Source organism: Vibrio sp. 1F279 (assembly GCF_041439815.1).
Taxonomy (GTDB): Bacteria; Pseudomonadota; Gammaproteobacteria; order Enterobacterales; family Vibrionaceae; genus Vibrio; species Vibrio tasmaniensis_A.
Map to the genome: position 1 here is coordinate 62,209 of NZ_JBGOOU010000021.1, position 14,871 is coordinate 77,079.

General features: G+C 42.2%; 13 protein-coding genes and 1 riboswitch. Of the genes, 6 read left to right on the forward strand and 7 right to left on the reverse strand.

Annotation, left to right across the window (positions count from 1 at the left end; all coding sequences use genetic code 11):
* Positions 1–78: 78 nt before the first annotated feature.
* The gene (locus tag ACED60_RS15630) at positions 79–324 is read right to left on the reverse strand and encodes a YciN family protein (RefSeq protein ID WP_009846345.1); all 246 of its coding nucleotides are present in this window, start codon (positions 322–324) and stop codon (positions 79–81) included.
* Positions 325–763: 439 nt separating this feature from the next.
* Here ACED60_RS15630 and topA point away from each other — a divergent pair, with 439 nt between their 5' ends.
* From topA to ACED60_RS15650, 4 genes are all read left to right on the forward strand, one after another.
* A complete protein-coding gene (topA, locus tag ACED60_RS15635) occupies positions 764–3,394 on the forward strand; it encodes a type I DNA topoisomerase (RefSeq protein ID WP_012603610.1) in 2,631 nt (876 codons plus the stop codon).
* 554 nt (positions 3,395–3,948) lie between these two features.
* Entirely contained in the window at positions 3,949–5,178 is a 1,230-nt protein-coding gene (gene glgC / locus ACED60_RS15640; RefSeq protein WP_371727940.1) for a glucose-1-phosphate adenylyltransferase, read from the forward strand.
* Positions 5,168–6,622 (forward strand): glycogen synthase GlgA, encoded by a 1,455-nt coding sequence (glgA, locus tag ACED60_RS15645; RefSeq protein ID WP_102248918.1) that lies wholly within the window; start codon positions 5,168–5,170, stop codon positions 6,620–6,622. Before glgC ends, glgA begins: the two co-directional genes overlap by 11 nt.
* Before the next feature lie 282 nt (positions 6,623–6,904).
* Positions 6,905–7,702: an alpha/beta fold hydrolase gene (locus ACED60_RS15650; RefSeq protein ID WP_009846349.1), complete on the forward strand. Its 798-nt coding sequence runs from the start codon at positions 6,905–6,907 to the stop codon at positions 7,700–7,702.
* Between the two features lie 115 nt (positions 7,703–7,817).
* On the opposite strand, the gene ACED60_RS15655 is transcribed toward ACED60_RS15650, so the two are convergent.
* From ACED60_RS15655 to torD, 5 genes are all read right to left on the reverse strand, one after another.
* Positions 7,818–8,135 carry a DUF2007 domain-containing protein gene (locus tag ACED60_RS15655; RefSeq protein WP_371727942.1) on the reverse strand — a complete coding sequence of 106 codons (318 nt, stop codon included), beginning with the start codon at positions 8,133–8,135 and terminating at the stop codon, positions 7,818–7,820.
* Between the two features lie 78 nt (positions 8,136–8,213).
* Entirely contained in the window at positions 8,214–8,894 is a 681-nt protein-coding gene (locus tag ACED60_RS15660; protein ID WP_009846351.1) for a TVP38/TMEM64 family protein, read from the reverse strand.
* Positions 8,895–9,048: 154 nt separating this feature from the next.
* A complete protein-coding gene (locus ACED60_RS15665; RefSeq protein ID WP_009846352.1) occupies positions 9,049–9,639 on the reverse strand; it encodes a TfoX/Sxy family DNA transformation protein in 591 nt (196 codons plus the stop codon).
* A 127-nt stretch (positions 9,640–9,766) separates the two neighbouring features.
* Positions 9,767–9,852, reverse strand: a riboswitch (cyclic di-GMP riboswitch).
* Positions 9,853–10,021: 169 nt separating this feature from the next.
* Positions 10,022–11,026 (reverse strand): HTH-type transcriptional repressor PurR, encoded by a 1,005-nt coding sequence (gene purR / locus ACED60_RS15670; protein WP_371727943.1) that lies wholly within the window; start codon positions 11,024–11,026, stop codon positions 10,022–10,024.
* 318 nt (positions 11,027–11,344) lie between these two features.
* Positions 11,345–11,992: a molecular chaperone TorD gene (torD, locus tag ACED60_RS15675; protein WP_012603615.1), complete on the reverse strand. Its 648-nt coding sequence runs from the start codon at positions 11,990–11,992 to the stop codon at positions 11,345–11,347.
* 287 nt (positions 11,993–12,279) lie between these two features.
* On the opposite strand from torD, the gene torR reads away from it, so the two are divergent.
* Positions 12,280–12,993 (forward strand): two-component system response regulator TorR, encoded by a 714-nt coding sequence (gene torR, locus ACED60_RS15680; protein WP_009846355.1) that lies wholly within the window; start codon positions 12,280–12,282, stop codon positions 12,991–12,993.
* Positions 12,994–13,083: 90 nt separating this feature from the next.
* On the opposite strand, the gene elyC is transcribed toward torR, so the two are convergent.
* Positions 13,084–13,890, reverse strand: a complete 807-nt coding sequence (gene elyC, locus ACED60_RS15685; protein ID WP_009846356.1) for an envelope biogenesis factor ElyC — start codon at positions 13,888–13,890, stop codon at positions 13,084–13,086.
* A 115-nt stretch (positions 13,891–14,005) separates the two neighbouring features.
* Here elyC and cmoM point away from each other — a divergent pair, with 115 nt between their 5' ends.
* Positions 14,006–14,791: a tRNA uridine 5-oxyacetic acid(34) methyltransferase CmoM gene (cmoM, locus tag ACED60_RS15690; RefSeq protein ID WP_009846357.1), complete on the forward strand. Its 786-nt coding sequence runs from the start codon at positions 14,006–14,008 to the stop codon at positions 14,789–14,791.
* The last annotated feature ends 80 nt before the right edge of the window (positions 14,792–14,871 follow it).

The following is a 14,871-nucleotide window of genomic DNA, read 5'->3' on the forward strand; positions in this document are numbered from 1 at the left end:
AAATACTAAGTCTATAAAAATGATAAGTATATAAAGGTCCAGGAACAAAAAAGCTTGCCTAGATGGCAAGCTTTTTAATTATTGCTGAATTGTAAATTCTTTCGAAAGGTGATGCGCCAAGTACTTAAACATGTTAAATACCGCGGTTGTATTTTCTGTCGGCATTCCGTTGTTGTCTAAGAAGTATTCACCTTTGAAAATGAGTACATCGTCTTTTTCTACTACGCTGTTTGCGCGCATGCCTTCAATGTAGTCATCATGTGATTGGATAATTTGGTTTGCGATAAGCAGTAAATCAAATTCTGCTATTACTTTCTTTGTCATGAGTTTATCTCTGATAACTGAATATAACGTTGAGTTTATGGTGTCGAACTAGAAATTCAATGATTTCACAACCGATTAAGAGAGTCTTTTCAAACATCCACAATTTATTTTGTGATTTATGACAAAAATAATTGAATGGGGCTCGCGTTAGATTCGCCGACAAGCTTAGTATGAGCGCGTTTAGACGTAATGCCTGATGAATAGGCTCTTGCAAGTATTCTTAGTGAGTACTTTATAGCTTCTTTGTATTGTGACTCTTTTCTCTATGAGTCGTCGAATTGTCGAGCGATCAGATCCAATTTTGAAAAAAGCGGTTGATCTTCTAGTAATCTCGCACAATAGTAAAAAAAGAAGCAATGAATTTAGAATATCATGCGTAAAAGCCCACAAGTAAAATTGTTGGTGTTGAAGCATCGTGATTAAGGACGTTAGAGTCAATATGGGTAAATCGCTCGTTATAGTGGAGTCGCCAGCCAAGGCTAAAACTATCAATAAATATCTTGGCAAAGACTTTGTCGTTAAGTCGAGTGTAGGTCACGTTCGTGATTTACCAACGGCGGGTCAAAGTACAGGTCAAAAGGCTGCTGCAGTTTCAACCAAGGGTATGAGCCCAGAAGATAAAGCTCGTATCAAGAAAGAAAAAGATCGCAAAGCGCTTATTAAAAAGATGGGTATCAACCCTTATCAAGAGTGGGAAGCGAATTACCAAATCTTACCGGGCAAAGAAAAAGTCGTTGCTGAATTGCAAAAACTGGCTGAGAACGCAGACCATGTTTATCTCGCAACCGATTTGGACCGCGAAGGAGAAGCTATCGCATGGCACCTTCGTGAGATCATCGGTGGTGATGAAACGCGATACAAACGAGTGGTTTTTAACGAAATCACTAAAAATGCTATTCAGCAAGCTTTCGAAACTCCAGGCGAGCTAAATATCGACGGCGTAAACGCACAACAAGCACGACGTTTTATGGACCGTGTTGTTGGCTTTATGGTGTCACCACTGCTTTGGAAAAAAGTAGCACGAGGCCTATCCGCTGGCCGTGTTCAATCTGTAGCTGTAAAACTACTGGTTGAACGTGAGCGCGAGATCAACGCTTTTATCCCTGAAGAGTTCTGGGATGTGCATGCTGATACCAAAACGGCAGAGAAAACAGATTTCAGACTGCAAGTCGCTCAAAAAGACGGTGTTGCGTTTAAACCTGATAATGAAGCGCAAACACAAGCTGCAGTAAGCGTTTTAGAAAAAGCGCAATACGAAGTATGTAAACGTGAAGACCGCCCAACTAAGAGTAAGCCGTCTGCACCTTACATCACGTCGACTCTGCAACAAGCGGCGAGCACACGTCTTGGTTACGGCGTAAAGAAAACCATGATGTTGGCTCAACGTTTGTATGAAGCGGGTTACATCACTTATATGCGTACTGACTCGACCAACTTGAGTTCAGAAGCTGTAGAAGCCGCACGTGAATACATTGGTTCTGAGTTTGGTGCACAATATCTTCCACCGAAAGCGCTTGTATACGGCAGCAAAGAGGGCGCACAAGAGGCTCACGAAGCGATTCGTCCTTCGAGTGTCGATGTTAAGTCTGAAGACCTAAACGGCGTAGACGCGGACGCACACAAGCTTTACTCGCTGATTTGGAATCAATTTGTTGCATGTCAAATGACACCTGCGCAATACGATTCAACGACGGTAAGCGTTAAAGCTGATGAGTACACGTTAAAAGCGAAAGGCCGTATTCTTAAGTTTGATGGTTGGACTCGCGTTCAACGTCCAATGGGTAAAAATGAAGATACGATTCTTCCTGCTGTACAGGTTGGTGAAAAGCTAGACCTAATCGCATTAGACCCTAAACAGCATTTCACTAAGCCGCCAGCCCGTTTTACTGAAGCGGCGCTAGTTAAAGAGCTTGAGAAGCGTGGTATTGGTCGTCCTTCAACGTACGCATCAATCATCTCTACGATTCAAGACCGTGGTTATGTAAAAGTTGAACAGCGTCGTTTCTATGCTGAGAAGATGGGTGAAATTGTTACTGACCGTCTAGATGGCAGTTTCAATGACCTAATGAACTATGACTTTACGGCTCGTATGGAGCAGAAGTTAGACCAAATTGCAGAAGGCGAAGCAAGCTGGAAAGGCGTGCTAGATAACTTCTTCGAAGACTTTACAGGCGATTTGGAAAAAGCCGATTTAGATGAAGACGCTGGTGGCATGAAGCCAAATCATATCGTTGAAACCGATATTGAGTGTCCAACTTGTAGCCGTAAAATGGGTATTCGTACAGCTTCGACTGGCGTATTCCTAGGTTGTTCTGGTTATGCACTTCCACCAAAAGAGCGCTGTAAGACAACCATTAACCTTGGTGATGAAGACGGTATTATCAACGTTCTTGAAGAAGACGTTGAAACCGCAGCACTTCGAGCGAAAAAGCGTTGTCCGATTTGTGAAACGGCAATGGATGCTTATCTGATCGATGATAAGCGTAAGATGCATGTGTGTGGTAACAACCCTAACTGTGAAGGTTATGTGGTTGAACACGGCGAATTCAAAGTGAAAGGCTATGATGGTCCGCTTGTTGAGTGTGACAAATGTAGTTCTGACATGGTTTTGAAGAATGGTCGTTTCGGTAAATACATGGACTGTACGAGTGAAGATTGTAAGAACACTCGTAAGATTCTGAAGAATGGCGAAGTAGCGCCACCTAAAGAAGACCCAGTGCATTTCCCTGAACTCCCATGTGAAAATTCAGATGCATACTTCGTACTTCGTGATGGGGCTTCTGGTTTGTTTATGGCCGCGAGTAATTTCCCTAAATCACGTGAAACACGTGCACCATTAGTGGAAGAGCTGGTTCGTTTTAAAGACCGTATCTCACCTAAATTCCAGTATCTGGCATCAGCACCGGTTGCTGATCCTGATGGCAAGCCGACAGTAGTTCGTTTTAGTCGTAAGACAAAAGAAAACTACGTTCGTACCGAAGTGGACGGTAAACCTTCAGGTTGGACCGCTTTGTACATCGACGGTAAGTGGGAAGTTACGGATAAACGTAAAAAGCCTAAAGAGAAGTAACTGAATGTGTGACCCGATCTGATATGGGTTGACATTTTATTGATGAAAAAAGCAGCCATTAGGCTGCTTTTTTTTTGATCTGAATATGACTAATTATGCTGTCTCTCGATCGTCGGCCTTACCTGTGTCTATTTGTTAAATTCAGGTCATGAAATAAATGAAATGGATAATAATCTTTAATTATGCAACCTTAACGTGATTGTAACTTAATTAAAATATTGTAAGTCACAGATCAGGTTTTAGTTGTATACCTGATGTATTCCGAGTGTTAACTTAATGTTTCATAAAAACAGTGTAATGTGAGCTGCTTTAAGTCTTAGGAAAGCAATCGGCTTACATAACACAGAATGGCGTATTAAAAATTGAAATCGACCGGAAAGTCGATAACGTATATAAAACCAAGTGCAAACAATAGTGCACACTTAACAACGTTTGGCTTAGGATATTTTCACTGCATGTGAATGGATATTCGTTAAGTACCGAAATAAGTGTTGGTGCTCATCCCCCAGAGGAAGATACCTCTTAGAGCACTAACATCGACAAGCTATAAATATATGGAGAATAAAATGGCTGGTGTATTAGGAATGATTCTTGCTGGTGGTGAAGGCTCTCGCTTAAGACCTTTAACTGAATCTCGCAGCAAACCCTCGGTTCCTTTCGGTGGTAGTTACCGCTTAATTGATTTTGCTCTGAATAACTTCGTTAATGCTGATCTAATGAAGATCTACGTATTAACACAGTTTAAGTCACAATCACTGTTCCATCACATGAAAAAAGGTTGGAATATCAGTGGTATAACCGACCGTTTTATCGACCCAATCCCTGCGCAAATGCGTACAGGTAAGCGTTGGTATGAAGGTACTGCAGATGCTATTTATCAAAACCTTCGCTTCATGCAGTTGGAAGAACCTGATCAAGTTTGTATTTTTGGATCAGATCATATTTACAAAATGGACATTAAGCAGATGCTTGATTTCCATAAAGAGAAGAAAGCGGCTTTAACCGTTTCTGCATTGCGTATGCCGCTTGCTGAAGCATCTGAATTCGGCGTTATCGAAGTGGATGCTGAAGGACGTATGATTGGTTTTGAAGAGAAACCGGCTAACCCGAAACCAATTCCAGGTGACCCGGAGTCTGCGCTTGTGTCTATGGGTAACTACGTATTTGAAGCTAACGAGTTGTTCGCAGAACTTGTTGAAGATGCAGATAGAGAAGACTCGACACATGATTTCGGAAAAGACATCATTCCAAACCTGGTTCCGCGTGGTGATGTGTTTGTTTATGACTTCAGTACTAACCGTATTACTGGTGAGAAAGAAGAAGTTTATTGGCGCGATGTAGGTACGATTGACGCGTACTGGCAAGCTCATATGGATCTTCTTGAGAAAGATGCGCCATTCTCGCTATACAACCGCAAGTGGCCACTACATACATACTATCCGCCACTACCGCCGGCTACGTTTACTGATTCGGCAAACGGCCGTGTTCAGATCATCGATAGCTTAGTGTGTAACGGCAGCTATGTACGTGGCTCTCGCATTGAGAAGTGTGTATTGGGTTTCCGCAGTAATATCGCATCAGCGTGTGATATTAGTGAGAGTATCTTACTCGGTGATGTGAAAGTGGGTGAAGGTTGCGTACTTCGTCGTGTCATCGTCGATAAAGATGCAGATATCGCACCTGGAACACAGATTGGCGTAAATCTGAAAGAAGATAAAAAGCATTACCATGTCTCTGACGATGGTGTAGTAGTTATTTCCAAAGGAGCTCGAGTTGGTTACTAAGACTCTCTCGGTACTTTTTGTAGCGTCTGAAGTTGAAGGCTTGATTAAAAGTGGTGGCTTGGCTGATGTAGCCAAGGCACTGCCAAAAGCGTTACAAACACTCGAACAAGATGTTCGAGTGACCATCCCTGCTTATAGAAACATTCCAAACATTGATTCAGCTGAAGTGATTTTGTCGACCGAGCTCGATCATTGGCCTCATACTGCTTATCAAGTCAAAAAGTTGAGTGTCGAAGGTGTTCAAATCTTCGCTATTGAATGTGACAAGTATTTTGACCGTCCTGAAATGTACGCAGAGAACAATCAAGCGTATGCTGATAACGGAGAGCGCTTTTCGTTCTTCAGTACGGCTTGTTTGGATATGCTTCCTAAGCTCGCGTTCCAACCTGATATCATTCATGCAAATGACTGGCACACAGGCTTTGTGCCTTTCTTGCTTAAATCACGTTATCAACAACACGAATTCTTTGAAAATACGCGCAGTGTTATCTCGATTCACAATGCAGTTTTCAAAGGGGTGTTCGCATACGATGAACTGCAATGTCTGCCAGAGATGCACAGTTACAATGTGCCTGAAGCATCTGTAAGTGACACGCATGTCACCATGCTAAAAGCAGGGGTGATGTGTGCCGATAAGGTCAATGCAGTAAGCCCAACGTATGCGGAAGAGCTGAAAACGGAGTTAGGTAGCCATGGCATGGCAGCAGAGTTCCAACATCGTTCGGCCGACTTATTTGGTATTCTCAACGGTTGTGATTATGGAGCTTGGAACCCGGAAACAGACGCTTCCCTTCCTCGTAAATTCAAAGCAACGAAACACAGCATGACTCGTGGAAAATCTGCTTGTAAGCAAAAACTGCAACAAGATGTTGGTTTACCCGTTACCGATTGTGCGGTTTATGGTATGGTTTGTCGTCTGACCAACCAAAAAGGCGTTCATTACTTACTGCCTGTCATCGAGCAGTTCTTGAAAAACGAATTGCAGATCGTGATTGTCGGTACTGGTGATCCGGTTTTGGCGAGTCAATTGAAAGAGTTATCAGCACTTCATTCAGACAAGTTCTCATTCGTAGAAGCCTACAATAATGAACTAGCGCATTTGGTTGAAGCGGGCTCTGATTTTTTCTTGATGCCTTCTGAATTTGAGCCTTGTGGCTTGAACCAAATCTACAGCATGGCTTACGGCACTTTGCCTATTGTGCGCTCTGTTGGTGGTTTAAAGGACAGTGTGAATGATTACGATCAGGATCCCGAGATAGCAACAGGCTTTGCTTTTGAAGAACCAACACCGCAAGCATTACTAGCGGTATTACATCGCTCATTACTACTTTATGCTCAAAATCCATCTGAAATTAAGCGCGTTCAACTTTACGCGATGCAACAAGATTTTAGTTGGGAAGATGCGGCAGAAGAATATCTTGCGATGTACCATTCTGCATTTTAACTTGTTGACTTAGCTTTAAAATACAGTTGTTGAATAACAACTGTTCATAATAAAAGAAGGCGCTCTGCTGATAGAGTGCCTTTTTTTTTCTGGTCAGATCACATCACGTTTCCAAAGACAAAGCTTGCAAACTCATTTTAGTCAGGTAGAAAAGGTGGTCAGGTATTCACATGACTAGTGTTGGGTTTGACACTATTATCACTTAAAATTCTTAATTGCGTGATATCTTTAGTCATCGCCTTGTGATGAGGCTTAGCTCCATAAATAAATTAAGCGATAGGTATGTCTGAGAGTTTATTATTTCATAAAACATTTACTCACCCTACGAGTGATGAGTGGGTTGTGTTTGTGCATGGCGCAGGGGGCAGTTCCTCCATTTGGTTTAAGCAGATCAAAGCGTATAAACAGCATTTCAACTTGCTTCTCATTGACTTGAGAGGGCACGGTAAATCAGACAACATACTTAAAGATCTGATTTCGAACCGTTATACGTTCAAATCAGTAACGCTCGATATTCTTAAAGTGTTAGATCATCTAAAAATCCGATCCGCACACTTTGTTGGTATGTCTTTGGGTACAATTATCGTTCGTAACGTGGCCGAACTGGCGGCAAGCAGAGTACGTTCGATGGTGCTTGGTGGTGCTGTCACTAAACTCAACACTCGATCTCAAGTCTTAATCAAATTAGGAAACCTGAGTAAGCACATCATTCCTTATATGTGGCTATACAGCCTTTTTGCTTATGTTGTGATGCCGCAAAAAAGTCAGAAAGAATCACGTCACCTGTTTATCCGCGAAGCGAAAAAGCTGTGCCAAAAAGAGTTCAAGCGCTGGTTTATCCTCACGGCTGATGTGAACCCATTGATGAAATACTTTAAAGACAGGGAGTTGCCGATTCCGACTTTGTATTTGATGGGCGAGCGCGATTACATGTTCATCAAACCCGTTAAAGAAATGGTCGAAGCGCACGAGTCGAGCGAGTTGGTAGAAATTGCCAACTGTGGGCATGTATGTAATGTAGAAAATCCTGAAGAATTCAATCAACAATCTATCGCTTTTATCCAAAAGCAAATTCAGTGATTCTCTGGGTTGGTTATCAGACTCGATGATCCAATAGAATTAAAATAAAAACGGGAAGCTAATTTAGCTTCCCGTTTTTATTTGGAGGAGGTATTTGATAACAACTGAAACTCTGCTATTCAGGCGAAGCAGCGCCGCACTGCCAACAAGACCCGAATTGTGCTTCATTGATTTCATGACACTCACCACAACGCCACTCTTCATAGATGATCGAATCTTGCTGTTTTTGGTAGTCATTGACGATCGTGCGGGCTTTACTAGCGAGTTCTGGCTCATGTAACCATACGTAAGGGTCTGTATCTTCGGTAAATGGGGTTTCACCTTTTAAACCAAACAAACCCTCACCACGGACTTCACACGCAATATTCTCACTTTCTAACAATCCACAGATGATATGAGCTTCTGTTGGATTCGATGCACTGAAGATTTTCATTGAAATAGAACCTTATTTGGCTGCATGCGTTACTAAGCTATTTAGCTATTTAGCTATTTAGCTATTTAGCTATATACGTTACTCAGCGACAGGTGCTGAGCGAAATTTGTTCATTAACCATTTAGCAATAATTGGGAATACACCCAGTAAGGCAAATGACAACAGTACTGAGGGAGACACGATGCCCGAAAGTGAATCAATTTCTGCGAGTTGAGTTCCGGCATTCAAGAAAACGGCGGTACCCGGCAACATACCGATTTGGCTAGTAATATAGTAACGACTCACCGACATCGGTGTTAGACCCATCAATAGATTGATAAGGAAAAACGGGAAAACAGGAATTAGACGTAGCGAGAATAAGTAAAATGCACCGTCTTTTTCAACGCCCTTATTTATGGTAGCTAACTTGTCGCCAAACTTGGTTTGGATCCAGTCACGTAACAAGTAACGACTACTTAAGAAGGCGAGGGTTGCACCAATAGCGCTCGCGAAAGACACCAGCAGTAAACTGTTCCAAAACCCAAACAGCGCAGCGCCTAACAGCGTAACAACGGCAGCGCCAGGAATTGAGAAAGCCGTAATCATGACATACGCGACAAAGTAGATAGCGGCAGCGGCAATGAAATTGCTCTCAATGTAGTCATTCAAAACAGCTTGCTGGGCTTTTGCATTTTCAAGCGTTAAGTACTGGCCGAAATTGACGCCTAACAAGACGATGGTTATGACCAACACAATACCCAATATCATTTTTTTACTCATTGATACTTCCTCTAAATTTTCAATGCATACCATTAGTTTTTCAATGTATACCATTAGTATAGATAGACAGGCAAAGCATAGAATAACTTTCACCAGATATAAAAAAAGCCGCAAAAATGCGGCTTAGTTATCTATATAGTTTGAACTGACAATGTTAATTGACGTGATTGATAAGCTCTTCACGACGTTGCTGCGGTATAACAGACCAATGTGTACCATTGATCGCGCCTTCTAGCGCCCATAACAGTTCAATACTGACAGAAGACGCATGCGATTCTTTGATGGCGTTAAATGCGTTTACAGAGCCAGATTCATATAAACGTTCTACAGAATCGATCCCTGCCTTTTTCAACATCCGCTCGGTGGCGAGTCGAAGGTTAGGCAGATCTTTGAGTCTAGTTGGTTTAGCAGAAGATTGTTCAGCTTTCTCTTCTTTAGCAAAACCTAGAGACGTAGTCGCAAGCTGCAAGATTTTCTCTTGGTCTTGCCATAAGCCTTCAGGTAAAGCGAAATATTTAGTAACGACAGGAAAACCACGTTTTTTGTAGACGTATGGTTGAAATCCTTGTTGTTCGAATTGTTGTGTTGTGCATTTGTCAGCTCGTATATGCAACTGGTCATTCACAACCAGGGCAAACATAGTGTCATCAGCAAAAAGCCCGAATCCACCAAACATTGAGCGTGACTTAATTTTTCCTAGGGGCTCAAATAATTTCATTGAGTCCTTTAGTATCGGTTTATCCATGTTATTTATCTCGGTGTATTTGAACTACGCCACCAAATAAGCAGGTCCGAGAGATTAGCAAAATGTTGCAATTAAATTGTCAATAGGCTGTAAATTACTAAAGTATTAGCAGTTACTGCATTTTGCCATCGGTAACCCCGCTACCATACCAACGAGTGGTTTAGGCCGGAAGCTTTGCGTCCCACTTTTTCAAGTGGTTTGCCCTGTGCGTGACTGGGTTATTAGAATAAAGTTTTTGTTGAATTAGGCTCACACTTCTTATTTCAAAATGTGATATTGCTTCAATTAATGATCTTTGAATTATGCACTCAAGTGCACCTTGTTTGTTAAAAAAAAAACGCACCTAAAGGTGCGCTTGATTAAACTAAACTCATTACATCAATTAATTTAACGTTTTAACTGTACTTCGCTCAACAATTTCAGGGTGCATTTCGAAGACGCGTTTTTCGTGGTCTTTGTCTTTTATACGCTCTAGTAGTATTTCGAATGCATTTTTACCAACACGGCGCTTAGGTTGGTGAACCGTCGTTAACGGTGGAGAGAAGTATTCAGCCAATTCTATGTTGTCGTAACCGATCACTGAGATATCTTCAGGAATACGAATGCCTTTTTCTTGTAATCGGCTCATCAGTCCTAATGCCATCGTGTCGTTAAAACAGAATACTGCGGTTGGGCGCTCTTCCATCTCAATGATTTGGTCAGCAGCAATCACAGCTGTGTCACATTCAAAGTTGCCTTCGATGATCATATTTTCATCGGCAGAAATCTTTGCTTCGTTAAGTGCGCGCTTGTAACCGGCAATACGTTCAACACACGCTGCTTTGTCTAAGTGGCCACTTAAACATGCAATCTTGGAGTGACCGCGCTCAATGAGATATTTGGTTGCTAGGTAGCCACCTTCTTCAGAGTTATCGATGATCTTATCAGCCTGAGAGCTTTCAGGGCCCCAGTCCATGATAACTTTAGGGATGTCTGCGTGACGGTCTAACATCTCTCTTAGTTCTTCAGTCAGGTCAGAACACATAACTAAGATGCCATCTACACGTTTCTCAGCAAGCATTCGAATGTAGTCACGTTGCTTTTCGTAGATACCGCCCGTATTACATAGGATCAAAGTGTAACCTTGACGGTAGCAGTAGCTCTCAACACCATCGATAACTTCAGAGAAGAATAGGTTAGTTGATTGAGTCACTAGCATACCGATGGTGCGGGTTGTATTGCACTTCAAACTACGAGCAACGGCACTTGGCGCATAGTTCAGTTCGTCTACGGCTTTGTTTACTTTTTCTTGAGTCGCTTCAGCAACAAAGCGAGTTTTGTTGATTACGTGAGAAACGGTTGTTGTTGATACGCCGGCTAAGCGTGCGACATCTTTTATAGTGGCCATGTTTTTATCCTATTAGAAGCTACTTTCCCAAAGTACGGAATGAAGTAGCCGTTAAGCTACCTAACTAAGAGCTTAAATTTGTAGGGCTCTTTGGGTACTAAAGTGCTAAAAAACAAAAAACCGCTATTGAGCGGCTTGTCTTAACACCGAAATGCTCTGAACTTCAATAAGTGTAGCATTTCGTGAATGTTTCATATTTTATCGTTTGCGGTCACAATTTTAGACTGACTAGAAATTACTCGCAATAAAATTCACCCAGAAATCCGGGTGAATGGTCACAATTCTATTGAATTTATTTATCGAGTCGTCAAAAAAAGCTTATTCGCCAGCTAGGTATTGAGTGTCTAATTTGCAGAATGCCAATAGCAGGGATGAGACTGAAGCGTAGAAACCGAATGTGTCAATGTCATGACATTTAACGTTGAACTTTGGTACCCAAGTAAGCAGTTGCTGTTCGATAAATTGCTGTTGAACAGCGAAGGATTTCTCTAGTTCTTCTTCAAGTTCAGTTTCGTTCGAACGAATGATTAGATTACCTAGGAAATCGAGTTCGATAGCAATGTGGTCAGCTGGCTCTTTTAGGTCTTGGTTAACCACCAAGTTGTGTTTAGCCATGATCTCTTCCATATCTTTTGCTGGCTTATCGTTCAAAAGGCCAGTCTGGCCGATATACATAGAAGCGTAAGGAAGTGCGCCATGTTTATCAGTCTTTAAGAATAAGTCACAGAAGTCAGCAGACAATTCTAATTGAGCATCTTCACGTGTTTGTAGACGGTTTAGCGCATCCACTAAGCTATCAATCGCCGGCTTTAGTGTTTCATTTTCACCTAAACCAGTTAGGAAAGAACGAATTTCAACAGAGTGGTAGTGATCGAGTTCTTCTTGAGTGAGCTCTTTAGCGAACAAGCTTGATAGCCACCAGTATATTTCTGCTCGTTGTTCGTTGAATGCTTTCGTATCTTTCATTTCTTAGATCCTGATTTAGTCTTGTGGTGTGTGTGTACCTAGCATCGTCGAGTGATTTATGTATAGACACACCAAGGCTGAATAACAAGGTTATTTGCGAAACGCAAAGTTACTCGTTAGTAGTAATGCCTATATTGAATTGCGATGGGGGACAAATAGCAAGGTTTAAGATTGTCTTGTATCAAAAAAAAATCATGTTTCTGGCTTTTATCTTCTGTAGTACTAGAATTGTTACGAGTTATGAATAGAATGGTCACTGAAACTATTAAATAAGAAAAGTGGTGTAGATGAGCTATCACGTATTAGTCGTAGAAGATGATGTGGTAACCCGAAGTAAACTGGTTGGATATTTCCAGAATGAAGGTTACACAGTGAGCGAAGCTGAAAGCGGGGCTCAAATGAGAAAAATGTTAGAAGAAAATAACGTTGACCTCATTATGTTAGACATCAACTTGCCAGGCGAAGATGGATTGATGCTAACTCGCGAATTACGCAGTCAATCAGACATTGGAATAATTTTAGTTACTGGACGCACGGATAGCATTGACAAGATCGTTGGCCTTGAAATGGGCGCAGACGATTACGTTACTAAACCCTTCGAACTTCGCGAGTTGTTGGTTCGAGTTAAAAACCTCTTGTGGCGTATTTCGGCTGCTCGTAAAACTGCAGCGGTTGCGGTAGAACAAACAGAAGACGAATCTGTGGTTCGTTTTGGTGAATGGACGTTTGATATACCTCGCCGTGCGCTAAGCAAGAACAGCGAGCCGGTGAAATTGACCAAAGCTGAATATGAACTATTGGTTGCACTCTCTTCTTACCCTAACCAAGTATTAAGCCGTGAACGTATTTTGAATATGATCAGCCATCGAGTAGACGCGCCGAATGACCGCACTATCGACGTGTTAATCCGTCGTATGCGTGCAAAAATGGAGTTTGACCCTAAGAATCCACAAATTTTTGTGACGGTTCACGGTGAAGGTTACATGTTTGCTGGTGACTAATTTCCGTGGAAAGCTGATTTCAGTAACGATACTTGAACGTAAAAAAACCGAGACATCGATGATGCCTCGGTTTTTTTGTTACTGAACTTTTTAATTGTTTACCGTCGGAGTACTGCTCTCGACAGGGTCATTACTTGTGTCTAGCCAATCTCGCAAGCTTTGCCAAACTAATCCCATCGTCTCATGCCAATAGCGCTCAGTCTGCTCGAGATAGATAGCCTTAGGCATATACTTATTCCATGGTTCAACAATCCCTTCTTGTGCAAGGTAGTTGGTTGGAGCTGGTAATGGTTTCATGCCCGCGGCATTGAATTCATTAAGTGCGCGAGTCATATGGCTAGCTGATGTCACGAGCACCATTTTCTTATTCTTAACGAATGCAGCGGCTTGGCGAGCTTCTTCCCACGTATCTTTCGCAGTTTCAAGCAGAATGATATCGGGTTTTGCCACGCCGAGTGCTAGCGCTACTTTAGCCATCATTTTGGCGTTGCTCACCTCAGTGCCTGCGCCATAACCAGACAAAATGAGTTTAGCTCCAGGGTAAAGACGTAAGATACGAATCCCTTCACTTAAGCGCATCAGACCGGTGCGGCTAAGTTCTGATGTTGGTGGGATTTGGTCATCAACAACGTGACCACTTCCAAGAACCATAATGTAATCGACGGTATCATCGATAGGTAAAAAAGCGGTGTGTTGCCTTTCCATTGGCATTAAAAGTTGACTAGAAACAGGCTGGAAAGCGATTAGGAAAATACCACAGAGGGCTGAAAGGGTAATTAGGCAACCTGTCTTCCTTTTTGCAGTAAACATCACTAGGGCTAAACCCAGAAAAGCGAGAATTAACATTGCTGGCAGTGGCATCAGTAACGAAGACACTACTTTTTTCAGCTCAAACATATCCGAATAGTCCGAAAAAACATCACTTAGTAGTAAAAAGAGACATCGCCTCTTTATTCCTGAAATTCCTGTGACAGAATAGCAGGCACGATAGGACATAATAACTCAAGTAGCCGTGACTGAAGACCGTAATTTCGACGATATTGCCCACAAATTTGCAAAAAACATATACGGCTCTGACAAAGGAGAGATCCGTCAGTGCATCGTATGGGAAGATTTAGAACAAGCTTTGAGCAAGTTTGATCAATCCGCTTCGCCGCTGCATGTCCTTGATGCAGGCGGTGGACTTGCACAGATGTCACAAAAAATTGCGACACTAGGCCACAACGTTTCTCTGTGCGACCTCTCCTCTGAAATGTTGAAGCTCGCAGAAGAAAGTATCAGCGAAGCGGGTTTGCTCGAGCAATATCGATTTATTCATTCTCCGGTACAAAAAGTGGCAGAGCATCTCGAAGAGAAAGTCGATTTTGTGATGTTTCATGCCGTAATGGAATGGCTAGCAGACCCCAAACAGGCACTTGATTTATTGTTGGAACAAGTAAAACCCGGTGGTATTGCCTCGATAATGTTTTACAACCACCATGGTTTAGTCCTGAAAAATGTGATTTGTGGCAACATTCCTCATGTATTGAATGGGATGCCACATCGAAAAAGGTTTAAGCTGCAACCACAAAAAGGCTTGAAGCCTGAAGAGGTTTATCAATGGATAGAAGACGCTGGTCTAGATATCTGTGGTAAATCAGGCATTCGCTCTTTCAGTGACTACATAGGTAATATGGAGTACATGGGTGATTACCAATTTGAAGATGTGTTGGAACTAGAGAAACAGCTATGTCGCCAAGAGCCATATCTGTCGCTAGGCCGTTATATTCACGTTTGGGCTCAAAAACCTGCGCAATAACAGCGGTGAATGTGGTAAAAGAAGCCACAACATGCGCTATGCCATCGTAAGAAGCCGCGTCATAAAGAAATAGGCGTCAT